Genomic DNA, 21,583 nt, shown 5'->3' on the forward strand with positions numbered 1-21,583 from the left:
AAATGGTGCCGATTCGGGGAATTGAACCCCGGACCTACTGATTACGAATCAGTTGCTCTACCCCTGAGCTAAATCGGCCAACCGCGGGCGTGATAGCCCCGCCTTCACCTCAAAACAAGGCCATCTGGCGCGCTTGCATCTGCGTACCGCGCGGCACGGCAAATTGCTCGCAATCCAGGCTCGCCACGCCACCATCGCGCCGCTCCATCCCCAAGGCCGAAACCATGCGAAGGAAGCGCTGCTGCAGCAACTCCGCATAGGGGCCCGTGCCCGTCTGGCGCTGGCCAAAGGCGCTTTGGTTCAACGCCCCACCGCGGGTTTCGCGCACCAGGGCCAGCACTTTTCGCGCCCGGTCCGGGAAATGCCGCGCCACCCATTCCTCGAACAGGGCGCGAATTTCCAGCGGCAGGCGCAGCAGCACATAACCCGCCCGCTTCGCCCCGGCATTGGCGCCGGCCAGCAGAATCTTCTCCAACTCGGCATCATTCAGCCCAGGGATCATCGGCGCCGCCAGCACAGCGGTGGGAATCCCCAGCCGAGACAGCTCCGCCATCGCCGCCAAGCGCCTGGCCGGGCTCGCCGCGCGCGGCTCCATCTTGCGCGCCAAGGCCGCATCCAAGGTGGTGACCGAAATAGCCACCTGCGCCAGGTTCTTCGCCGCCATCCGGGCCAGAATATCGGCATCGCGCAGCACCAGGGCCGATTTCGTCACCACCGTCACCGGGTGGTTGAAGCGCTCCAGAATCTCCAACACCTGGCGGGTCAGCGTCACATTGCGCTCCACCGGCTGATAGGGGTCGGTATTGGCGCCCAGCGCCACCGGGCGCGGCGTATAGCCGGGGCGGCTCAACTCGCGCTCCAGCAGCGCCGGCAGGTCCGGTTTGAACATCAGCTTGGTCTCAAAATCCAGCCCCGGCGAATACCCCAGATAGGCATGGCTCGGCCGGGCATAGCAGTAGATGCAGCCATGCTCGCAGCCGCGATAAGGGTTGATCGAACGGTCAAAGCCCAGGTCAGGGCTGTCATTATAGGTCAGCGCCGTGCGCGATTTCTCGCGCAGCAACTGGGTGGCCAGCGGCGGCAGATCGGCCAGTTCCTCAGACAGCGTGCCCCAGCCATCATCCAAGGGCTCCACGGCACTTTCCTCAAAGCGGTTGCCGGGGTTGGAGATCGCGCCACGGCCCTTGTATTGGCTGCCGGGAATGGCAAAGCCTGTGCGCGATTGCTGCCCCGCCGCATGCATCATCGGCAGCCGCTTCGGCGAGGGTTGACCCCAGAGGAGACCATCAGGCATGGCTAAGTTCCCGTTCCGTTCCAGCACAATTTGATGCGGCTTTTCGCGCCAGTCAAGAACAAAAAATGAACGTCATCATCCCCAGCTGGAACGCCGCCACCACCCTGCCCGCCACCCTGGCGACACTGGCCGAAGCCCCTTGCCGGATCATCGTGGCCGATGCCGCCAGCCCCGATGGCACCGCCGATATCGCCATGAGACTGGGCGCTGAGGTGGTGCAGGCGCCCCGGGGCCGCGGTGCCCAACTCGCCGCAGGTGCGGCCGCCAGCACGGCCGAGTGGCTGCTCTTCCTGCATGCCGATACTAGGCTGGAACCAGGCTGGAGCCAGGCCGCGCAAGCCTTCATGGCCGGCCCGCCAGGGGCTGCGCATTTCACCTTCGCCCTCGATGATCCAAGCCCGCCGGCCCGCAGGCTCGAACGCGCCGTGGCCTGGCGCTGCCGGAATTTTTCTCTCCCCTATGGCGACCAGGGGCTGCTGATCCATCGCGGCCTGTATCAGGCCATGGGCGGCTTCCGGCCCATGCCCCTGATGGAAGATGTCGATCTCATCCGCCGGCTGCGGCCGCTGCGGCCGGTGGCGCTGGCGCCACGCGCCATCACCTCGGCGAATAAATGGCACAAGCATGGATTTATGCTGCGCTCGGCGAAAAACCTCTCCATACTTTCGCTCTACTTCGCCGGCGTGCCGCCGCGCTGGCTGGCACGCATCTACTGAAAGGCCCCGCCATGCCGTGCCGGTTGCTATTGACGATCATGCTCCTCGCCATGCCGGCATTGGCGCAAAAACCCGCCCAGCAACCTACCACCGCACCGCTGGCCATGCTGGCCGCCCTCCCCCCAGGCTTGGCTGGCTTCGAGCGTGGCAGCACGACGGATTACGCCGTGATGGCGCGCGACCCCAGGCTGGGTGCTTCTGTCAGTTACCGCTCTACCCGCGGGGTGCTCGCCACGGTCTACCTCTATGATGGGGGGCAGCGTCAGATCGGTGGGAGCAACACCGCAGCCCTGGTGGACATGCAGCTGCGCGCCGGGTTGAATGACATTGCTCGGATCCATGCGGCACCCCAAATGCGCATCCTGGCCCAGCGCCCGGCCAGCCATGCCGGGCTACGCTGCATCCTGCTCGACATTGGCGCCGATGACGGCCCGCTGACCGAGAGCGCCATCTGCCTGGGCACAATCGGTGCCTTGTTCCTCAAGCTGCGGGTCACCGCCCCCCCGGCCGCCGCGGGGGCGCTGGAGGCAGGGCTGCCCCCATTCGCCAAAGGCCTCGTCGTCCGACTGCGCTGACCATCGACGCGCCCTCCGCGCGCGCTATGCTGCCGCCAATGGAGGAAACACACATGGAACTACCCCTCACCGGCCTGACCGTCATCGAGGTCGGCCAGGCGCTGGCCGGCCCCCTCGCCGGCGCTGTGCTGGCCGATATGGGCGCGGATGTCATCAAGGTGGAAAAACCCGATGGCGGCGATGACGCCCGGCTCTGGGGCCCGCCCTATGGCCCGGATGGTGTGACCTCGCTGTATTTCCACGGCCAGAACCGCTCCAAGCGCTCCATCACGCTGGACCTGAAAAAGCCCGAGGATGTCGCCGCCCTGCACAAGCTGTGCGAGAGCGCCGATATTCTGATCCAGAACCTCCGCCCCGGCGTGGTGGAAGAATGCGGCATCGGCCCTGAAACCATGCTCGCTGCCCATCCGCGGCTGATCTACTGCTCGATCTGGGCCTTCGGCTTCGAAGGGCCGATGATGATGAAGCCCGGCTTCGACCCGCTGCTGCAAGCCTATGGCGGGATGATGAGCGTGACCGGCCAGCCCGATGGCCCACCCACCTTCTGCGGCGCCTCGATCAACGATAAGGCAACCGGCCTGTTCATCACCATCGGCGCCCTGGCCGCGCTCCGCTGGCGGGAGCGCACCGGCAAGGGCTGCCTCGTCGATGGCTCGCTGTTTGAAACCGCAGCCTTCTGGGTCGAAGGCCAGATCAACAACCACATCGCCACCGGCGATATCCCCAAACGCCATGGCACCGGCGCGGCCGTCATCGTGCCCTATCAGGTCTTCGAAACGGCCGACCGCCCGCTCTGTCTCGCCGCCGGCAATGATAGGCTTTTCGCCCGCGCCGCCGCCGTGCTCGGCCACCCTGAATGGTCTAAGGACCCACGCTTCGCCGCCGGTGCGGAGAGGGTGCGCAACAAGGCCATCCTCGTGCCGTTGATCTCGGCCGTCTTCGCCACCCGCCCGCGCGACCATTGGCTGGCCGCCCTCGATGCCGTGGGCGTGCCCAGCGGCCCGGTGAATGACATTGCCGAGGTGGTGGCCAGTGAGCAAATGGCCGCGGTGGACCTCATCTGCGCCCTGCCCAATGGCGGGCCAAAAGTGGTTGGCCTGCCGCTCTCCTTCAACCGGCAGCGGCCGCACCCCACCCGCGATTCACCCAAGCTCGGTGAGCATAATCACGAGGTGCTGGGGCGCGGATAAGCCAGGCCCAATTCAGGCCGGGCCGGCATCCTTGCTGAGCCACCCCGAAAGGGTCAGCAAGGCCACGCCCAATAGCATGGGCACAACCCAGGCCGGGCGCGCCAGCACCCAATGGGCAATGCCGCCCGCCGCGTCAGCGCGCCCGAACCAAGTCACCGCCTCGGCCAGCGGCAGGCCGAAGCCAAACCCAAAGCCGAGCCCAAAGCCCAGTATCACCAAAATCCAGCCTGCTATTCTCATACGAATAAACGTTCACCTTGCACGCCTTCATACAGCGAAGCGACGAATTCGCCATAGCCGTTCCACATCTGCGTCGGCACCCGCTCATTGGTGCCGATCAGCCGCTCGGTGGCCTGGCTCCAGCGCGGATGGGCGACTTGCGGGTTCACATTGGCCCAAAAGCCATATTCAGAGGGCTGGATGGTGCCCCAAAAAGTCGCCGGGCGCTGCTCCTGCACGGTGATGCGCACCAGGGATTTGCCGGATTTGAAGCCGTATTTCCACGGGAAGAGCACCCGCACCGGCCCGCCATTCTGCGGCGGCAGCGGCTGGCCATAGAGCCCCACGGGCATGAAGCTCATGGCATTGCCGGCCTCGGCAATGGTGCAGGCCTCCATATGCGGCCATGGGTACCAGCTCTGCCGCAGGCCGGGCATCACCGCGGGCAATTGCGCGGTCTGAAAGGCCAGATATTTGGCGCTGCCCAGCGGCTTGACCAGGTTCATCAGCGCGGCAAGGGGGAAGCCGGTCCAGGGCACCGTCATCGCCCAGGCCTCCACGCAGCGCAGTCGCAGCACACGCTCCTCAATCGGCATGAGGCGAATGAGGTCATCAATATCGAATTCGCGCGGATTCTCCACCAGCCCATCCACCTTCAGCGTCCAGGGCCGGCGCGGCATGCGCGCGGCATCCCGCGCGATGGTCTTATGCGAGCCGAATTCGTAGAAATTATTATAGGTGGTGGCCTCGCGCTCGGCGGTCAGGGCGCGGCCGGGCTCGAAGGCGGGGTTGCGGGCATGTGGCGGCAAGGCCGGCACCGCGCCCGATTGCGCCAGGGCTGGCGCTGCTGCCAGCAAACCCGCCGAACCCGACATCAATGCGCGGCGGTTCAGCAGCGCATCCTGCGGGGTGATGGCACTGGCCGGGCTGTTCCAGCCGCGACGGCGATGGATGACCATAAACGGTGTTCCTTCAAACAGACCTCATGTGGGGGCGCCGCGCCAGTGCGAAAGCCCCGGCTCAGGCCGGCTGCACCACCGGCCGGCTCGGCGCATCGTTAATCGGAATATGCATCAGCGCCGCAAAGGCGGAGGCGGCAATGCAAAGGCTCCACATGAGGTCGTAGCTGCCGGTGAGGTCAAAGATCAGCCCGCCCAGATAGGCGCCGGTGAAACCGCCGAACTGATGGCCCAGAAACACCAGGCCAAAAATCGTCGCAAGCCAGCGCGTGCCGTGATTTCGCGCGCAGAGGGCCACCGTGGGTGGCACCGTGGAGAGCCAGAGAATGCCCATCAACGCCGAGAAAACCAGCACCGAAGCGGTGGTCTTCTCCACCATCATGAAGCCCGCCATCAGCACCCCGCGCGAGGCATAGATGATGATCAGCAGGTCACGCCGCCGCCAGCGCGAGGACAGCTCGCCCGCGCCCAGGCTGCCGATGATATTGAACAACCCAATCAGCGAAATCGCCCCCGCACCGACATAGCTGGGCAAATGGCAGGAGGCGACAAAGCCCGGCATATGCACCGAGAGAAAGCTCACATGCAGGCCGCAGACAAAAAACCCAAAAAACAGGCACCAGAAATTCCGGCTGGACAGCGCGCGGCTGAGCGCTGCGCTGGCCGTCTCCTCGGCAGCGGCACCGGGCTGGGGCTTGGGCTTTGTGTCGTTCAGCGGCAGTGCGAGTGGCAGCATGATCAGCGCCGCCCCCGCCATCAGGAACAAGGCCCCCTGCCACCCCGCAAAGCTGATGCCCAATTGCGCCAAAGGCACCACCAGGAACTGGCCAAAGGATGACCCCGCCGTGCCCAGCCCCACCGCGCGCCCACGCATAGCCTCGGGCAGCATGCGGGTCAGGCTGGCCGAGATGATCGGCATGCCCGCCGCCGAAACCGCCGCCCCCATCACGATGCCAGCGAAGAAGGTGAAAAGCGTGAGCCCCGTGCTCAGCGCCATGCCGATAATGCCCAGCGCATAGAGCACCGCACCACCCATAATGACGATCCGCCCACCAAACCGATCCGCCAATTGGCCACAAATCGGCTGAAACAGGCCATTCACCAGCACCTGCAGCGCAATGGCCAGGGCAAAGCCCGAAGCCGACCAGCCCAGATCAGCCGTCATCGGCGCCAGAAAAAGCCCGAAACTGTTGCGCAGCCCCATGGCCAGCGCGGCGCAAACCACGCCGCAAAGAATGATGGTGCCCATGGGCCGTGTCAGCGTGCTGCTCATGGGAAGGACTTCGCCACGGGCCATGCTGCGGCGCAACCTCTTATTGCGCCGCCCAGGCTAAGCCCAGCGATCACAGCCCCGCCGCATCCAGCCCGCAAATCGCCCGCGCCATGGCCTGGGCGCGCGGCACCAGCGAGCCGAGTTCGAGGAACTCCTCCGGGCTATGCGCGAGGCCGCCCACCGGGCCCACCGCGCAAATCGTCGGCGCGCCCTGGGCCGCGGTGAAGCCGCTATCGGCGCAGCCGCCGGAGAATTCACCCTGCACATTCAGCCCCGCCTCGGAAGCGGCACCCTTGTAAAGCTTGAACAATTTCGCCGCCGCCGGGCTTTGCGTCAGTGGCAGAAACTCGCCCTTGATGGTGAGCACCGCCTTGGTGCCGGGCACATGGCTGGTCGCCATGATCGCATGGATCTTGCCCATGATCTCGTCGCGATCCTCAGGGTTCACATAGCGCAGGTCGATCTGGCCCTGGGCGGAGGGGGCCACCGTGTTCACGCTTTGCCCGCCCTGCACCAGGCCCACATTGAGGGTGATGCCGCGCTTGAGGTCGGTCAGCGCATGGATGGCGATGATCTTATGCGCCAATTCGCCAATGGCAGAGATTCCAGCCTCGAAATTGCCGCCCGAATGGCTCGCCTTGCCGGTGATGTCGAAGACCGAAAACACCCCCCCCTTGCGCCCGGTGACGACATTGCCGGAAAGCCGCCCAGGCTCGGAATTGAACACCACCCGCGCGCCGCGGGCCTCGGCCTCGATCACTGCCCGGCCCTCAGGGCTGCCAATTTCCTCATCGCCGGTGAAGAGCCCCACCATCGGCCCCGGCGCGCCGCCGAATTTATGAAACGCCGCCAGCATGAACATATTCAACACGATGCCCGACTTCATGTCGGAGACGCCCGGCCCATAGGCGCGGCCGCCCTCAATGCGGAAGGGCCGGCGCTCAGGCTCGCCTTTCGGAAACACCGTATCGCGGTGGCCCATCAGCACGATATTGCGCGGCGCATTGCCCGCCGGTGCCGCATCGCTGCCCACAAAGGCGCGCAGGCAATCGCCATGGCGCTCGCCCTGCACCGCCTCCACCACGATGCCCTGCCCTTCCAGAAACTCCCGCACCTGCTGCCCCACAGCATCCACGCCAGCCTTGTCGTAGCTGCCGCCATCGGTGTTCACCATGCGCTCCAGTGCTGCGAGCATGGCGGGTTGCTGGGTGGCGAGCCAGGCGGTGATTTTGGCCAGTGGGGTTTCGGCGTTCATGGTCTTCTCCAGAGCATTGCTGGCAACAGTGTCAGCCATAAGGGCCGCAAAGGCTACTCCACCCGGCCAATACGGCGCACGGCCGGGATCAGCCGCGCCGCATCCTGCCGGATGAAAGCCTCAAAGGCCGCGCCATCAAGATAGGCCAGCGGGCTGCCGGCTGTGGTCAGCGCGCGCTGCGCATCAACATCCCCGGCAGCGCGGGCGGCAGCGGCGCGGATTTGCTCGCGCAGCGCGGCCGGCGTGCTGGCCGGCACAAAAAGCCCGGCCCAGATCAGGTAGAGCACATCCGGATAGCCCGCCTCGGCCATGGTCGGCACATCGGGCAGGCCGGGCACGCGGGTGGCCCCGGTGGTGGCCAGCGCCCGCAGCCTTCCGGCCTGAATATGCTGCATCACCGGCCCGGTGCCGCTCGCCAGGGCCTGCACCGTGCCGCCCAGCAGCGCCGTCAGCGCCGGGCCGCCGCCCTGGAAGGGGACATGCAGCATATCGATGCCCGCCGCGGCGGTGAACATCGCCATGGGCGTGTGCAGCGCCGAGAAATTGCCGGCCGAGGAATAGCTGATGGCGCCGGGGCGGCGCTTCGCATCGGCCACCAACTCGCCCAGGTTGCGCCATGGCGAGGCGGCGGGCACGACCAGCACCGTGGGGTCCGCCGTCACCCGGGCGATGGGCGCCAGTTGGTCGATTTCATATTGCGCCACGCGGCCATGGATGCGGTCGGCCTCGGGCAGGATGAGCATGGAACTCAGCGCCATCAGCACCGTCAGCCCATCGCCGGGCGCGCGGGCGACAAAGGCATTGCCCAGCCCGCCCGAGGCACCGGGGCGGTTCACCACCGGCACCGGCGCGCCGATCACCCGCTCCAGCGCCGCCGCAAAGGGCCGGCCAGAGACATCCGCCTGCCCGCCGGGGGGGAAACCCACCACCATCGTCACGCTGCGCCCGCCCGGCCAGGGTGGCATCTGCGCCTGCAAGCCGCCCAAGGCCACGCCCCCCGCAACCGCTACACCCGCCAATAAACGGCGACGAACCAACATAATTCGGCGAGGATTGCGCATTTTTTTGTGCAGCCTGTTTTGGGGTTGGAGGGGCCGGGACGTTCGGAGGGAGAGAGTAGGGTTGGGGCTGTTTAGCGGGGCGGGACGTTCGGAGGGAGAGAGTAGGGTTGGGGCTGTTTAGCGGGGCGGGACGTTCGGAGGGAGAGAGTAGGGTTGGAGCTGTTTAGCGGGCCGGGACGTTCGGAGGGAGAGAGTAGGGCTGGGGCTGTTTAGCGGGCCGGGACATTCGGAGGGAGAGAGTAGGCGCGCGCGCCCCTTGCCTAGCGAACGGTATTCTCCAATACGCCAATCCCCGTCACCGAAATCCGCACCACATCGCCGCGATGCATGAACACCGGCGGGTTAAGGCCAATGCCCACCCCCGCCGGGGTACCGGTGGCAATCACATCGCCCGGCTCCAGCGTGATGGCGGCCGAAATCGCCTCGATCAGGGTGGGAATATCAAAGATCAGGTCACTGACAGGGGCGTGCTGCCGCTGGGTGCCATTCACCCAGGTGGTGAGTTCCAACTTGGCGGGGTCGGGCACCTCATCGGCGGTCAGAATGGCTGGGCCCATCGGGCAGAAAGTGTCCAGACCCTTGCCCAGCACCCATTGCGAATGCCGCTTCTGCAAATGCCGCGCGGTGACGTCGTTCACGATGGTATAGCCAAAGACGTGGTCCAGCGCCTGCGCCTTGGAAATCCCACGCCCCCCCTTGCCGATCACGAAGGCCAATTCGCCCTCGAAATCCAGGCCGCCGGTGGGGTCCATATCGGCCAAAATATCCTCGCCAGTGGCGATGATGCTGGTATGCGGCTTGGAGAACACCACCGGAAACGGCGGCACTACATTGGCCGCCCCGCCATCAAAGCCGGAACCGGCGAATTCCTTCGCATGCTCATGATAATTCTTGCCGACGCAAAACACATTCTTCGGCGGGCGGGGAATGGGGGCGTGTAACTTCGCACCAACCGCGATAGGCGCGCTGGCGAGTTCGCCTTGAGCAATCGGGAGCCAGATATCGGCGTTCCCAATGACCGTCAGCATGTCGGTGGGGAAGCCCCCACGGTTTGCTCCGATATCGCGAACTTGCCCTGATTGATCCATCGCGCCGACGCGGCGACCGGAAGCGTCAGAAAAAGTGACCAGGCGCATGCGAGTCCCCGCGAGTTTTTGTGACGGCCGCGTTAAGCAGTTTCGTCGCGGGCGCGCTACCCCTCCAGGCGGATGTTGTTGTCGCGGATCAACCGGCCCACCCGGGCGCGCTGCTCGGCCAGAAAATCGGCCATGGCGGCAGGGCCGCCAGCCACAATCTCCATGCCCAGCAGGGCGTGGCGGTCGCGCACCATGGGGTCGGCCAGGCCCAGTGCCGCGGCATCGGCATGGCGCTGCACGGCAGCCGCCGGCGTGCCGGCCGGGGCGAAAAGCCCCAGCCATTCATTGATCGCAAACCCGTCATAGCCCTGCTCGATCATCGTCGGCACCTCGGGGAAGGCCGGAATGCGATGCGGCGTGGTCACCGCCAATGCCCGCAGCTTGCCATCACGCACCTGCGGCGCGGCGAGCGGGGTGGTGTTAAAGGTGAACAGCGTCTCCCCCGCCAACAAGCCGGGGATGGATTGCGACGAAGCGCGGTAAGGCACATGCGTCACCTGGAGGTTTTCCCGCGCGGTGAACATCACCGCGGCCAGATGAGAGACAATGCCAATCCCCGTGCTGGCATAAGCCTCGCGCCCCGGATTGGCCCGCAAATGGGCAACAAGATCAGCCACACTACGAAACGGCGTCTCACTGCGCACCACCAGCAGATTGGGCAGCAGCGCAAACACCGTCACAGGCACAAAAGCGGTCAGATAGTCAAAGGACAACCCGCGCATGAGAAATGGATTGGAGACCTGCCCCGCCGCGTCAAACAGCAGCGTATGCCCATCCCCCGCCGCCTGCGCCACCGCCGCAGCACCAATCGAACCCGATGCGCCAGAGCGATTCTCAATCACCACGCTCTGCCCCAGCGCGGTTTGCATATGCGGCGCCACCAGGCGCAGCGAGGCATCGGCCGCGCCACCGCCGGGCCAGCCGGCCACGATGCGCACCGGGCGGCTGGGCGCCCAGGCTTGCGCCAAGGCAGGGGTGGCGAGGCTGAGAAGGGCGAGGCTGCGGCGGGTGATCATGCCCCCCCTATGCGACAGGCCGGCGCATCAATCCAGCCGGATATTCTCCGCGGCGATCAAGCCAGACATCATTGCCCGCTCCTCGGCCAAAAAGGCGGCCAGCGCCGCCGGGCCTTGCGCCTGGGGCTGCAGGCCCAAATCGGCCAGGCGCGACTGAATCCCCGGCTCGGCCATGGCGCCAGCGGCGGCCTCGGCCAGGCGGGCCACCACCGGCGCCGGGGTTTGCGCCGGGGCATGCAGCGCCAGCCAATCCATCATCGAAAAGCCCGCAAACCCCTGAGCGGCCACAGGAACAATCTCCGGCAGAGCCAAGGCCGGCAACGGGGAGGAGGCCGCCAGCGCCCGCAGCCGCCCCTCACGCAACAGCGCCGCCGTGAGCGCGACCGAGGAAAAGCCAAACAAGGTCTCGCCGCGCAACTGCGCCGTGATCTGATCAGCACCACCACGATAGGGCACATGGGTGCCGGCAATGCCCGCCCGGCGCAGCAGCAACGCGCCGGCCAAATGGGTGCGGCTGCCCACCCCCACACTGCCATAGGCCGCCGGCTCGGCCCGGGCGCGGGCGAGCAATTCGGCCAGCGTGGTGATGCCCGATTCGGCCAGCACCACCAGCACCAGCGGCAGCGTCGCCAATAGGGTGATGGGGGCAAAGCCGGTCACATAATCAAAGCCCAGGCCGCGCATGAGATAGGGGTTCACCGCCTGCCCACCGCTATCGAGCAGAATGGTATGGCCATCGGCCGGCGCGCTGGCCACGAAGCCCGATCCCACCGCACCCGCCGCACCGCTGCGATTTTCCGGCACCACCGGCTGGCCCAGCCGCGCCGCCAGCAAAGGCGCAATCAGCCGCCCCAGCACATCGGTGCTGCCGCCCGGCGGAAAGGCGATGATGAGGCGAATGGGCCGCGAGGGCGCCCATTGCGCCCGGGCAGCGCCGGCCAAGGGCATGGCCAAAAGGGAACGACGGAACATGACCCCTATCTAAGCCACGCCGTGTCCGGCGGCGAGGGTCAGTTCGGCTGCTGAAAGACGAATCGCTGGGGGAAAAAAGACCGAGGGGCTTTGCCCCTCGAGCACCCCAGCAGGGTTGTTCAGCAGCCTGCCGGACCCTTTGTTTTGCCGCATTTCCCGGGTCGCCTCGCCAAGCCAAGCCAAGCCACGAGGCTTGAAAATACTTTAGGCCTGAAGCCCCTCAGCCCTGATCACCTCGCCCATGCGCTGCCTTTGCTGGGCCAGAAAAGCAGCAAAATCCTCCGGCCCGCGGGCGCGTGGGATCAGCCCCAGCAGTTGGAAACGCGCCGCCAGCGCCGGGCTGTGCATCGCCTCTGCCGCTGCCTCGGCCATGCGGGCGATCATGGCCGTCGGCGTGCCGCTGGGCGCTGAAATCTGATGGAAATCCACCATGTCAAAGCCCGGCATGCCCTGCTCGGCCACGGTACTGACATTGTCATAGCCAGGGATGCGCTCGGCCGAGGAGGCAGCAATGGCAGTGAGCCGGCCCTCGGCCAGCAGCGGCGCCGGCACTGCCAGCGTCGAGAAGGCGAAGAGCGTCTCGCCGGTGAGCATCGCCGTCATCTGCTGCGCGCCGCCGCGATAGGGAATATGCTGCGCCTCCGTGCCCGCGCGGCGCATCAGCAGCGCGCCCGAGAGATGCGCCCCGGTGCCGGTGCCTGAGGAGCCATAGCTCTCCCGCCCCGGATTGGCCCGCAAATGCGCCACCAGCCGGGCCAGGGTGTTGTGCGGGCTATCGGCGCGCACCATCAGCACCGAGGGCAGCAGGGTGAGCTGCGTCACCGGCGCGAGGGCCCGCTCATATTCAAAGCCCAGGCCGCGCATCAGGAACTGGTTGGTCGCAGCCCCCCCGGCATCGAGCAGCCAAGTATAGCCATCAGCCGGCGCCTGGGCGGCGGCGGCGGCGCCCAGCGCGCCATTGGCGCCGCCGCGATTCTCGATCACCACCGGCTGGCCCAGAACACGCTCGATGGTCGGCGTGATAAGCCGCGCCACCACATCGGTGCTGCCCCCGGGCGGGAAGGAGACGATCATGCGCAGCGGCCGCACCGGCCAGGCCTGCGACAAGGCAGGCGTGGCCAGGGTAGGCGTGGCAAGGGCAGCCAGAATGGTGGTGCGGCGTGTTGGCATGTCTCTCTCCGAGTTTTGCGGCATGATGCCGCCATGGCCGAACCACGTCACCTGGAAAGCGATCTTTTTGGCGCAACCGCCGAAGCCGTGCGGGCACCGCGTGCCGGCCCCCGCCCGCTGGCCGATAGGCTGCGCCCGGCCAACCTCGATGAGGTGGTGGGCCAAGAGGCGCTGCTGGGCCCCGCAGGTGCGCTGCGGGCGATGCTGGCGCGCAGCTCGCTGCCCAGCCTGATCCTCTGGGGCCCGCCTGGCGTGGGCAAGACCACCATCGCCCGGTTATTGGCCGAGGCGGCGGGGCTGCATTTCCACGCCATCTCCGCCGTCTTCTCCGGCGTGGCCGATCTCAAAAAGGCCTTTGAAGAGGCCGGGCGGCGGCGCGGCCGCACCCTGCTCTTCGTCGATGAGGTGCACCGCTTCAACCGCGCCCAGCAGGATGGGTTTCTGCCCTTTGTCGAGGATGGCACCATCACCCTGGTTGGCGCCACAACGGAAAATCCCAGCTTCGCACTCAACGGCGCGCTGCTGTCACGCTGCCAGGTGCTGGTGCTGACCCGGCTCGATGAGGCGGCACTCGAAGGCCTGCTCACCCGCGCCGAGGCGCTGGAAGCCCGCCCCCTGCCCCTCACGCCAGAGGCCCGCGCCGCCTTATGCGCCATGGCCGATGGCGATGGCCGCTACCTGCTGAACCTGGCCGAGCAATTGCTCGCCATCCCCCCCGGCGCGGCGCTGGATCTGGCCGCCCTGCAAAGCCTGCTCGCCCGCCGCGCCGCACTCTACGACAAGGACCGCGAGGAGCATTTCAACCTCATCTCCGCCCTGCATAAATCCATGCGCGGCAGCGACCCGGATGCCGCACTCTACTGGTTCGCCCGCATGCTGACCGGCGGCGAGGACCCGCGCTACATCGCCCGCCGCCTGCTGCGCTTCGCCGCCGAGGATGTGGGTGCTGCCGACCCCCGCGCCCTGCCGCTCGCCATCGCCGCCTGGGAAAGCTACGAACGCCTGGGCAGCCCCGAGGGCGAATTGGCCCTCGCCCAATTGGTGCTGCATCTGGCCACCGCGCCCAAATCCAACGCCGTCTATAAGGCCTTCGGTGCGGCGATGCGCGCGGCCAAGGAAACCGGCTCGCTCATGCCCCCCGCCCATATCCTCAATGCGCCGACCAAGCTCATGAAGGAACTCGGCTATGGCGGCGGCTACCAATACGACCACGACGCAGAAGATGCTTTCTCCGGCCAGAATTATTTCCCCGATGGCATGGCCCGGCAAAGCTTCTACACCCCCACCGACCGCGGCGCCGAGGCCGCGATAGGCGAACGCATGGCACGGTGGAACGCGGCAAGGAGAAAGCGATGAGCGTATTTCTGGTGGGTTTGGGCGGCGCGCTCGGCTCGGTGCTGCGCTACTGGATTGGCCTCGCGATGAACACGCCGGGCTTTCCCTGGGGCACGCTGGGGGTGAATATCCTTGGCAGCGGCGTCATCGGCGTGCTGGCCGGGCTGGGGGTTTCCGGCAATTTCCGGCTTTTTCTGATCACCGGAGTGCTGGGCGGTTTCACCACCTTCTCGGCCTTCTCGCTGGAGACCGGCCTCTTGCTCGAACGCTCGCCCTGGCTGGGCGCTGGCTATGTGCTGGCCTCGGTGGGGCTGGGCCTCTTGGCCTTCTTCCTGGCCTGGCAGGCGGTGCGGGGAGGCTAGCCCCCCGCACCATTGCAAGGCGCTTACTTCTTGCTGCCGCGCGCTTCGATCACGGCGGCCTTGGCGGCCACCTGCATCAGGCCAACCTCGTTCGAGATGGTCACCAGCTTGAAGCCCATCTTGATCATCTTATTGGCATAGGCGGCGGTGCCATTGTGCAGACCAGCAGCCTGGCCGCGCTTCTTGGTCTCCTTCAGCAACCGCTTGTAGATCGCCATGATCTCGGGCTCTTCGCGGTCCAGCTTCGGCTCCATGCCGAGCGAGAAGCCGAGGTCAGACGGGCCCACGTAAATGCCATCAACGCCCGGAACATCGAGAATGGCCTCCAGATTATCGAGCGCGGTCTGCGTCTCGATCATCGGGATCACCAGAATCTCGTCATTTGCGGTCTTCTGGTAGTTGCCCGAGCTGCCATAGCTGCCAGCACGGATCGGGCCATTGCTGCGCGTGCCCTTGGGCGGATACTTGCTGTACTGCACCAGGGCGCGGGCTTCTTCGGCGGTGTTCACCATCGGGCAGATCACGCCATAGGCGCCGGCATCGAGCACCTTGCCGATGATGCCAGGCTCCAGCCAGGGCACGCGCACCATGGGGGTGACATTGTGCGGCTGCATGCCCTGGAAGCACGCCACGCAGCTCTGATAATCCTGCACGCCATGCTGCATATCGACAGTCACGCTGTCCCAGCCGCATTGGGCATACATCTCGGCCGAGAAGGCCGAGGGGATGGCCAGCCAGCCATTCACCACCGCCTTATTGGCCGCCCACATTTCTTTCACTTTATTCGCCATGCGCTTTCTCCTGATCATCGAACGCTGCGCAAGACGCTAGGACCCGCCGCGCGGCGCATCAATCCCCCGGGCGGATTCCCGCCGCCGCAATAACGCCGCGGAATTTTTCCAGCTCCGCCCGGTTGAAGGCGGCAAACTCGGCCGCATTGCGATAGACGATGGGGGTGGCCAGGCGAGAAAAACCCTCCACCACCGCGGGCACCCGCAGCGCCTCGGCGCAGGCGGCATCCACGCGGGCGATGAATTCCGGCGCCACGCCAGCCGGCGCATAAATCCCCGACCAGATGGAATAGACCAGATCATGGCCCTGCTCGCGCAGCGTGGGCGTCTGCGGGAATTCCGCCACCCGGCTCTCGGCGAAGATCGCAACCGGGTGCAGGTTATTGGCCCGCAGCGTGCCGGGCTGATCGGCGAAGATGGATGTATCGCCGCGCATCAGCGAGACAATGGCCTCGGCATTGCCGCGAAACGGGATATGGGTCATCGCCACCCCCGCGCTGCGGGCGAGCGCCACAGTCGCAATATGGGGCATGCTGCCGGGGCCGGTGGAGCCGTAATTGAAGGCACCGCCCGCCGCGCGCGCGCGCGAAAGCACCTCGGCCAGGCTGCGCGGCCCGCCAGGGGCGGACATCATCACCACCGGCGTATCGGCGATCTGGCAGATCGGCACCAGGTCACTCGGCCGATAGGGCAGATCAGCGCGGAAATTCGGCTGGATGACCATGGCGCCGATCGGGCTGAGCAGCAGCGTGGTGCCATCCGGCCGCGCCCGCGCCGCCTCCGCCGCGCCAATACCACCCGCCGCACCAATCGAATTGCGGATGAGCACTTGGGTGCCCAGGCGCTGCGACAATTCGGGCGCCAGCAGCCGCCCCATCAAATCCGACGGCCCGCCGGCGACGAAATTGACGATGAGGGTGATTGGCGCCTGAGCATGCGCGGGCAGCGCCACCGCCATGCACAGCATGGCCAGCCATAGGATACGCATTGGGTTTCCTCCGTTTTGACAGAGGCTAGCCAAGCGCGGGGCTGAAATGCAACGACCAAGTATAGGCGCGCCCCCATGCCAGGATTAGCCTGGGCCCATGTGGAATGTCGCATCCGAAACCGCCCCCCTGCGCGAGGTGCTGGTCTGCCCGCCCACCCATTACCGGTGGATACCCACCAATAGCATCGTCCGCCGCGTGCTGGAGGAGGGCGGCCAGCCGCCCACCGCGGCCCAACTCGCCGCCCAGCATGGCGAATTGGTGGATGCGCTGCAGCAGGGTGGCGCACGGGTGCATATGCTCGCCCCCGAACCCCATTTGCCCTATATGGCCTATACCCGCGACCAGAGCGTGATGACGCCCTGGGGCGCTGTGCTCTGCCAATTGGAACGCCCGCAGCGGCGCGGCGAATACGCCGCCCTGCACCGCTTCTATGATGGCAATTTCTGGCGCCTCTCCTCCGCCGGCACGCTGGAGGGCGGCGATATCCATATCATCCGCCCCGGCCTCGCCCTCATCGGCCATAGCGGCGGGCGCACCGATGAGGCCGGCGCCAACCAACTCGCCTGCTGGCTGCGCGCCGAGGGCTGGGAGGTGCGCCTCGAACGCTTTGACGAGCATTTCCTGCATCTCGATGTGCTGTTCTGCATGGCAGCACCCTCCCTCGCCGTCGCCTGCACCGAGGTGCTCGATCCAGGCTTCATCGATTGGCTCACCGGCCATGGCATCCGCGTGCTGCCCGTCACCTATACCGAGGCGATGCGCCTGGGCTGCAATATTCTGGCGCTGGGCGATGAGAGGGTGATCTCGGCGCGCGAATCCACCCGCCTCAACGCCGCCCTGCGCGCCGAGGGCCTCACGGTGCTCGACCCCGCCCTGTCACTCTTCACCCTGGGCGGCGGCGGCCCGCATTGCCTGACCTGCCCCTTGCTGCGGGAGTGATCAGCGGTCGGTATTGCCACCCAAGCCGGTGGTGGTCATGCCACCAAAGCCGGCGACATTGGGCACCGGCACCGCAACCCAACCATTCTCAAGATCCAGCCGCTCAATCTCATCACGCAGGGCGGTGGTGGCGATGGCGGCCTGGGGCAGCCCGCCCATATCGGCCAGCCGGCCCAGCGGTGGCAGGCCGCCGGGGCTGACCACAGGGGCGATGGCCGCTTGGGCCGCCGCATCATCGCCACGGCGCAAGGCGCGGCTGGTGGCCAGCAGCGCCTCCACCGCACGGGCGGGCGGCACCGTCTCGGCCATGCCCAGCGCCGCACGGGTCTCGCGCCGGGCGCCGATCATCTCAAAGCGCACCCCCTGCGACACCGGCGCCAGGGCGCGCTCACGCTCCAGCGCATCGGTGATGTATTCCAGCCGGGCGAGTGCCAGCGCCATCTCGGCCGGCCGGCCATTGAGGCCGATGCCACGGTCGCCAAAGGCGCGCACCAGCGCCCCCGGCCCACCGCGAATCGGATCGCCCCCCGCATCCAGCCCAGCCGGTGGCGAGGCCGGCCGCTGCCGCAGCTCATCGCAGCCGCCAAGGATGGCCAGCAGGGCGAGAAAGGCTAGGCGCTGTCGCATCGCGTGTTCCTTGGATTGGGCTCAGTTCCGGCCGCTGCTATCGCCGCCGGGTTGCGAATTGATGCGCTCCTGCTCGATGCGCAAATGCTCGCGCTCGGCCATCGCCGTGGCCTCGGCAGTGCGGGGCCAGGGGCCCATCGCGGCCAGGCGGCGGAGGGTTTCGCCCCCATTGCTGAAGACCGCCGGGGCGAGGGCGCGCTCGGCCGCCGCATTGTCACCCGCCGCCAGCGCGCGCGAGGCAGCATAAAGGCCATTGACCACCAGCTGCGGATTGGCGCCTTCAACAATGCCCAGCGCCGCATGCATCTCCCGCCGCGCCGCCGCCATTTGCTGGTTCACGGTGGGGCTGGAGCCGTAGCGCGCATCATGCGGCAGGCTGACGGCGAGGAATTCAACATTGGCCGCCGCCCGCGCGGCGATGGCGGGCGTGGCCAAGCCACCGGGATTGTTGAAGGCATAGGCGGTGCTGAAAATCGCCCCCCGCGTCGGGTCCGCAGCGCCCAATGTGGCGTCATAGGGCAACGACGCGCTGGGCGAGAGCGGCCCGCAGCCGATCAGCGGCAGCAGCAGGGCCAGGGTGGTGATGAAGCCGCGCATAAAGCTCTCCCTCTTCTAACCCTGATATGTTGCCGCGCCCGCCCGATGCTAGACCACGCCGCGTTCAGATGAATGCACGCCGCGCGGTACAGCCGTTATTGAGAGGATGATCGCGCGTTCACGGCGATTTCGCGTCAACGCATCATGCTCCCAGGTCAGGCCAGCGATGCCCGATGCCGGCCCGATAATTCAACGTAATGCGTCGCCGTGCGGTCAAAACCCGCCCGCGCTTCCGGCGTGAGCACCCGCACCAGCTTGGCCGGATTGCCCATCCACAATTCCAGCCGGCCGATGCGCTTGCCAGGCGGCAGAACCGAGCCCGCGGCCAGCACACCGCCCTCCTCCACCACCGCATCATCCAGCACCGTCGCCCCCATGCCGACAAAGGCGCGGTGTTCGAGGGTACAGGCATGGATGATGGCGGCATGGCCCACCGTCACATCATCACCGATGCGGGTGGGCTGATGGGCAGCATTGACGTGGATGATCGTGCCATCCTGAATATTGGTGCGCGCGCCGATCAGGATGAAATTGGTATCGCCCCGCAGCACGCAATGATACCAGATATTGGTCTGCGCGCCGATGGTAACATCGCCGATCAAGGCCGCGGTGGGCGCCACCCAGGCGGAGGCATCCACCACGGGCAGCTTGCCTTCGAAGGGATAAAGCGGACCGTGGCTCATGCTGCCAACCTCGTCTCAACGGCGACGCCCAGCATCAGCCCCAGATTTTGCACCGCCGCCCCCGAGGCGCCCTTGCCCAGATTGTCATAGCGCGCGACCAGCAGCGCCTGGCGCAGCTGCTCATTGCCATAGACCCGCAATTCGATCTGGTTGGTGTTGTTCAGCGCCTGGGGCTCCAGCCGGTCCTTGGCGTCACCGCTGATCACCCGCACATAATCGCTGCCGGCGTGATGGGCTGCGAGGCAGGCCAGGATATCGGCCACCGTCACCGACCCCGGCAGCGCATCGAGATGCAGCGGAATGCTGTCCAGCATGCCCTGGGCGTAATCGGCCACGCTGGGGATGAAGATCGGCCGCCGCGTCAGGCCGGAATAATGCTGCAACTCGGGCACATGCTTATGCTCAAAGCCCAGGCCATAAAGCTCGAAATCATTGCCCTGCCGGGCCTCATATTCCGCGATCATCGCCTTGCCGCCGCCGGTATAGCCGGAGACCGCATTCACGCTGATCGGGAAATCGGCCGGGATGATCCCCGCCGCCACCAGCGGGCGGAGGAACAGGATGGGGCCGGTGGGGTAGCAGCCAGGCACCGAAACGCGCGGGGCCACCGCAATGGCCGCTGCCTGCGCCGGAGAAATCTCCGGCAGGCCATAAACCCAGTCGGGATGGATGCGATGCGCGGTGGAGGCATCGATAATGCGCGGCGCCCGCTGCCCCAGGCTTGCGGCCATGGCGGCACTCTCGCGCGCCGCGACATCGGGCAGGCAAAGGATGAGCACATCCACCTCGGCCATCAGGGCGCGCTTGGCGGCCTCGTCCTTGCGCAGCGCATCGGGCAGCGAACGCAGCGCGATATGCGGCAGTCGGGCGAGACGCTCGCGGATTTGTAGGCCCGTCGTGCCGGCTTCGCCGTCGATGAAGACGCTGTGGGTCATGGCTTGCTCCTCGGTCGGGATGGTGGGTCGATGGTGGTGCAAAAGCAAGAAGGGCGGGCCCTTGCGGACCCGCCCTTCTGATGTCTCGCCATGCGGCGGGCGCAAAGCCCGTCCGCGAGGGCTTAGCGCTTGCTGAACTGGAAGCTACGTCGGGCCTTCATCTTGCCGTACTTCTTGCGCTCGACCGAGCGGCTGTCGCGCGTCAGGAAGCCGGCCTTCTTCAGAATGCCGCGCAGATCGGGCTCGTAATTCACCAGGGCGCGGGAAATACCATGGCGCACGGCGCCGGCTTGGCCGGAGAGACCGCCGCCGACCACGGTGCAAACCACGTCAAACGCCTGATAGCGATCGGCCACCAGGAAGGGCTGGGTGATGATCATGCGCAGCACGGGGCGGGCAAAATACTGGCTGGCCGGCTTGTCATTGACCGTGATGGTGCCCTTGCCGGGCTTCACCCAGACGCGGGCCACGGCGTTCTTGCGGCTACCGGTGGCGTAGCTGCGGCCCTGCGGGTCGCGCTTGGGCTCGCGCTTGATGGCGGCTTCCATCACGGCGGCGGCCGGCGTGCCGGCGACCATCGTCTTGAGGTCAGCCAGGGAGGAGGAGACTTGTTCGCTCATCGGACGCTCAACCAATCTTGTTCTTGCGGTTCATGGCGCCGACATCCAGCGCCACCGGCTGGGCACCGGCATGGGGGTGCTCAGCGCCGGTATAGACATGCAGGTTTTTCATCTGCTTGCGGCCAAGCGGCCCGCGGGTGATCATCCGCTCCACCGCCTTCTCGATCACCGAGGTGGGGTGGTTGCCGGCCAGGCGCTCGGCCAGCGAACGGCCCTTGATGCCGCCAGCGAAGCCGGTGTGCCAATAAAACACCTTCTGCTCGGCCTTATTGCCCGTCACCCGGATCTTGTCGGCATTGATGATGACCACATGGTCACCGCAATCGACATGCGGGGTGAAGGTGGGCTTGTGCTTGCCGCGCAGCCGATTGGCCACGATGGTGGCAAGGCGGCCAAGAACGAGGCCATCGGCATCGACCAAGATCCAGCCCTTCTGGACATCGGCCGGCTTGATGGAAGTGGTCTGGGTTTGAAGCATTGAACTTTCGCCTGAGCAGATAGGATGGCGCGATATGCCGGGCGCAGGCCTGCAGGTCAAGCGGAAACTGGGATTTTTTGCTGTGGTAACATAATACCGCAACGCCTGGGCTGCCGATCAATCCGGCAGGAATGCCGCGCGCTGCACGGCGCAATCCCAGTATTCCATACTCTCATCCCACAATGCGGCCCGGCCGGCTCGGCGGGTTTCGCGCGCCTCCTGGCGAGGGGTGGCGAGCGCCTGAATCATAGCGGCCGGCGGTCCATGAAAGAGCGCGCCTCACCCGCCATTGACATCAAGCGTCACCTCACTCGGTCATAAGGCCACCCGCCCAGCCAAGAATACAATATATTCCAGACATGTCATTGCCAAGGCAACGCCGCCATGTCTC

The 21,583-nt window shown here is 66.4% G+C and carries 25 protein-coding genes and 1 tRNA gene; 6 read left to right on the plus strand and 20 right to left on the minus strand.

Annotation, left to right across the window (positions count from 1 at the left end; translation table 11 throughout):
- Positions 1–3 precede the first annotated feature (3 nt).
- Both ABWP84_RS11290 and ABWP84_RS11295 read right to left on the minus strand, forming a co-directional pair.
- A tRNA-Thr gene (locus ABWP84_RS11290) sits at positions 4–78 on the minus strand.
- Between the two features lie 31 nt (positions 79–109).
- Positions 110–1,243, minus strand: coding sequence for a PA0069 family radical SAM protein (locus tag ABWP84_RS11295; protein WP_353212165.1), 1,134 nt, complete (start codon positions 1,241–1,243; stop codon positions 110–112).
- Positions 1,244–1,359: 116 nt separating this feature from the next.
- Here ABWP84_RS11295 and ABWP84_RS11300 point away from each other — a divergent pair, with 116 nt between their 5' ends.
- The 3 genes from ABWP84_RS11300 to ABWP84_RS11310 are packed head-to-tail and all read left to right on the plus strand — an operon-like array spanning position 1,360 to position 3,775.
- The gene (locus ABWP84_RS11300; RefSeq protein WP_353212130.1) at positions 1,360–2,010 is read left to right on the plus strand and encodes a TIGR04283 family arsenosugar biosynthesis glycosyltransferase; all 651 of its coding nucleotides are present in this window, start codon (positions 1,360–1,362) and stop codon (positions 2,008–2,010) included.
- Between the two features lie 29 nt (positions 2,011–2,039).
- Positions 2,040–2,585, plus strand: a complete 546-nt coding sequence (locus tag ABWP84_RS11305; RefSeq protein ID WP_353212131.1) for a hypothetical protein — start codon at positions 2,040–2,042, stop codon at positions 2,583–2,585.
- 53 nt (positions 2,586–2,638) lie between these two features.
- Positions 2,639–3,775, plus strand: a complete 1,137-nt coding sequence (locus tag ABWP84_RS11310) for a CoA transferase (protein WP_353212132.1) — start codon at positions 2,639–2,641, stop codon at positions 3,773–3,775.
- A 12-nt stretch (positions 3,776–3,787) separates the two neighbouring features.
- On the opposite strand, the gene ABWP84_RS11315 is transcribed toward ABWP84_RS11310, so the two are convergent.
- From ABWP84_RS11315 to ABWP84_RS11355, 9 genes are all read right to left on the minus strand, one after another.
- Positions 3,788–4,015, minus strand: a complete 228-nt coding sequence (locus ABWP84_RS11315) for a hypothetical protein (RefSeq protein ID WP_353212133.1) — start codon at positions 4,013–4,015, stop codon at positions 3,788–3,790.
- A complete protein-coding gene (msrP, locus tag ABWP84_RS11320) occupies positions 4,012–4,953 on the minus strand; it encodes a protein-methionine-sulfoxide reductase catalytic subunit MsrP (protein WP_353212134.1) in 942 nt (313 codons plus the stop codon). The genes ABWP84_RS11315 and msrP overlap by 4 nt, the downstream gene beginning before the upstream one ends.
- Positions 4,954–5,014: 61 nt before the next feature.
- Positions 5,015–6,226, minus strand: a complete 1,212-nt coding sequence (locus ABWP84_RS11325; protein WP_353212135.1) for an MFS transporter — start codon at positions 6,224–6,226, stop codon at positions 5,015–5,017.
- A gap of 70 nt (positions 6,227–6,296) precedes the next feature.
- Complete coding sequence (locus ABWP84_RS11330; RefSeq protein ID WP_353212136.1) at positions 6,297–7,481, minus strand: M20 family metallopeptidase; 1,185 nt, start codon at positions 7,479–7,481, stop codon at positions 6,297–6,299.
- A 53-nt stretch (positions 7,482–7,534) separates the two neighbouring features.
- Positions 7,535–8,521 (minus strand): tripartite tricarboxylate transporter substrate binding protein, encoded by a 987-nt coding sequence (locus ABWP84_RS11335; RefSeq protein ID WP_353212137.1) that lies wholly within the window; start codon positions 8,519–8,521, stop codon positions 7,535–7,537.
- A gap of 281 nt (positions 8,522–8,802) precedes the next feature.
- Positions 8,803–9,570, minus strand: a complete 768-nt coding sequence (locus ABWP84_RS11340; protein WP_353212138.1) for a fumarylacetoacetate hydrolase family protein — start codon at positions 9,568–9,570, stop codon at positions 8,803–8,805.
- A gap of 164 nt (positions 9,571–9,734) precedes the next feature.
- Entirely contained in the window at positions 9,735–10,694 is a 960-nt protein-coding gene (locus tag ABWP84_RS11345) for a tripartite tricarboxylate transporter substrate binding protein (RefSeq protein WP_353212139.1), read from the minus strand.
- A 27-nt stretch (positions 10,695–10,721) separates the two neighbouring features.
- Entirely contained in the window at positions 10,722–11,666 is a 945-nt protein-coding gene (locus ABWP84_RS11350; protein ID WP_353212140.1) for a tripartite tricarboxylate transporter substrate-binding protein, read from the minus strand.
- A 204-nt stretch (positions 11,667–11,870) separates the two neighbouring features.
- Entirely contained in the window at positions 11,871–12,836 is a 966-nt protein-coding gene (locus ABWP84_RS11355) for a tripartite tricarboxylate transporter substrate binding protein (RefSeq protein ID WP_353212141.1), read from the minus strand.
- A gap of 33 nt (positions 12,837–12,869) precedes the next feature.
- On the opposite strand from ABWP84_RS11355, the gene ABWP84_RS11360 reads away from it, so the two are divergent.
- Positions 12,870–14,192: a replication-associated recombination protein A gene (locus tag ABWP84_RS11360; RefSeq protein WP_353212142.1), complete on the plus strand. Its 1,323-nt coding sequence runs from the start codon at positions 12,870–12,872 to the stop codon at positions 14,190–14,192.
- Entirely contained in the window at positions 14,189–14,533 is a 345-nt protein-coding gene (locus tag ABWP84_RS11365) for a CrcB family protein (protein WP_353212143.1), read from the plus strand. Before ABWP84_RS11360 ends, ABWP84_RS11365 begins: the two co-directional genes overlap by 4 nt.
- 23 nt (positions 14,534–14,556) lie before the next feature.
- On the opposite strand, the gene ABWP84_RS11370 is transcribed toward ABWP84_RS11365, so the two are convergent.
- Together ABWP84_RS11370 and ABWP84_RS11375 are read right to left on the minus strand one after the other, a co-directional pair.
- On the minus strand, positions 14,557–15,324 hold the full coding sequence (locus ABWP84_RS11370; RefSeq protein ID WP_353212144.1) for an aldolase/citrate lyase family protein: 768 nt from the start codon (positions 15,322–15,324) through the stop codon (positions 14,557–14,559).
- Positions 15,325–15,382: 58 nt separating this feature from the next.
- Positions 15,383–16,312 (minus strand): tripartite tricarboxylate transporter substrate binding protein, encoded by a 930-nt coding sequence (locus ABWP84_RS11375; protein WP_353212145.1) that lies wholly within the window; start codon positions 16,310–16,312, stop codon positions 15,383–15,385.
- A gap of 97 nt (positions 16,313–16,409) precedes the next feature.
- Between ABWP84_RS11375 and ABWP84_RS11380 the strand changes: the two genes are divergently transcribed.
- The gene (locus ABWP84_RS11380) at positions 16,410–17,252 is read left to right on the plus strand and encodes an arginine deiminase family protein (protein WP_353212146.1); all 843 of its coding nucleotides are present in this window, start codon (positions 16,410–16,412) and stop codon (positions 17,250–17,252) included.
- On the opposite strand, the gene ABWP84_RS11385 is transcribed toward ABWP84_RS11380, so the two are convergent.
- From ABWP84_RS11385 to ABWP84_RS11415, 7 genes are all read right to left on the minus strand, one after another.
- Positions 17,253–17,879, minus strand: coding sequence for a hypothetical protein (locus ABWP84_RS11385; protein WP_353212147.1), 627 nt, complete (start codon positions 17,877–17,879; stop codon positions 17,253–17,255). It lies immediately after the preceding gene.
- A gap of 21 nt (positions 17,880–17,900) precedes the next feature.
- Complete coding sequence (locus ABWP84_RS11390; protein WP_353212148.1) at positions 17,901–18,476, minus strand: hypothetical protein; 576 nt, start codon at positions 18,474–18,476, stop codon at positions 17,901–17,903.
- Between the two features lie 155 nt (positions 18,477–18,631).
- Entirely contained in the window at positions 18,632–19,159 is a 528-nt protein-coding gene (locus ABWP84_RS11395; RefSeq protein ID WP_353212149.1) for a gamma carbonic anhydrase family protein, read from the minus strand.
- The gene (gene argC, locus ABWP84_RS11400) at positions 19,156–20,094 is read right to left on the minus strand and encodes an N-acetyl-gamma-glutamyl-phosphate reductase (protein ID WP_353212150.1); all 939 of its coding nucleotides are present in this window, start codon (positions 20,092–20,094) and stop codon (positions 19,156–19,158) included. Before argC ends, ABWP84_RS11395 begins: the two co-directional genes overlap by 4 nt.
- 122 nt (positions 20,095–20,216) lie before the next feature.
- Complete coding sequence (rpsI, locus tag ABWP84_RS11405) at positions 20,217–20,714, minus strand: 30S ribosomal protein S9 (RefSeq protein WP_353212151.1); 498 nt, start codon at positions 20,712–20,714, stop codon at positions 20,217–20,219.
- Between the two features lie 7 nt (positions 20,715–20,721).
- On the minus strand, positions 20,722–21,192 hold the full coding sequence (gene rplM, locus ABWP84_RS11410; protein WP_353212152.1) for a 50S ribosomal protein L13: 471 nt from the start codon (positions 21,190–21,192) through the stop codon (positions 20,722–20,724).
- A gap of 117 nt (positions 21,193–21,309) precedes the next feature.
- Positions 21,310–21,441, minus strand: coding sequence for a hypothetical protein (locus ABWP84_RS11415; protein ID WP_353212153.1), 132 nt, complete (start codon positions 21,439–21,441; stop codon positions 21,310–21,312).
- Between the last annotated feature and the right edge of the window lie 142 nt (positions 21,442–21,583).

Source organism: Rhodovarius sp., assembly GCF_040399605.1.
GTDB lineage: Bacteria > Pseudomonadota > Alphaproteobacteria > Acetobacterales > Acetobacteraceae > Rhodovarius > Rhodovarius crocodyli_A.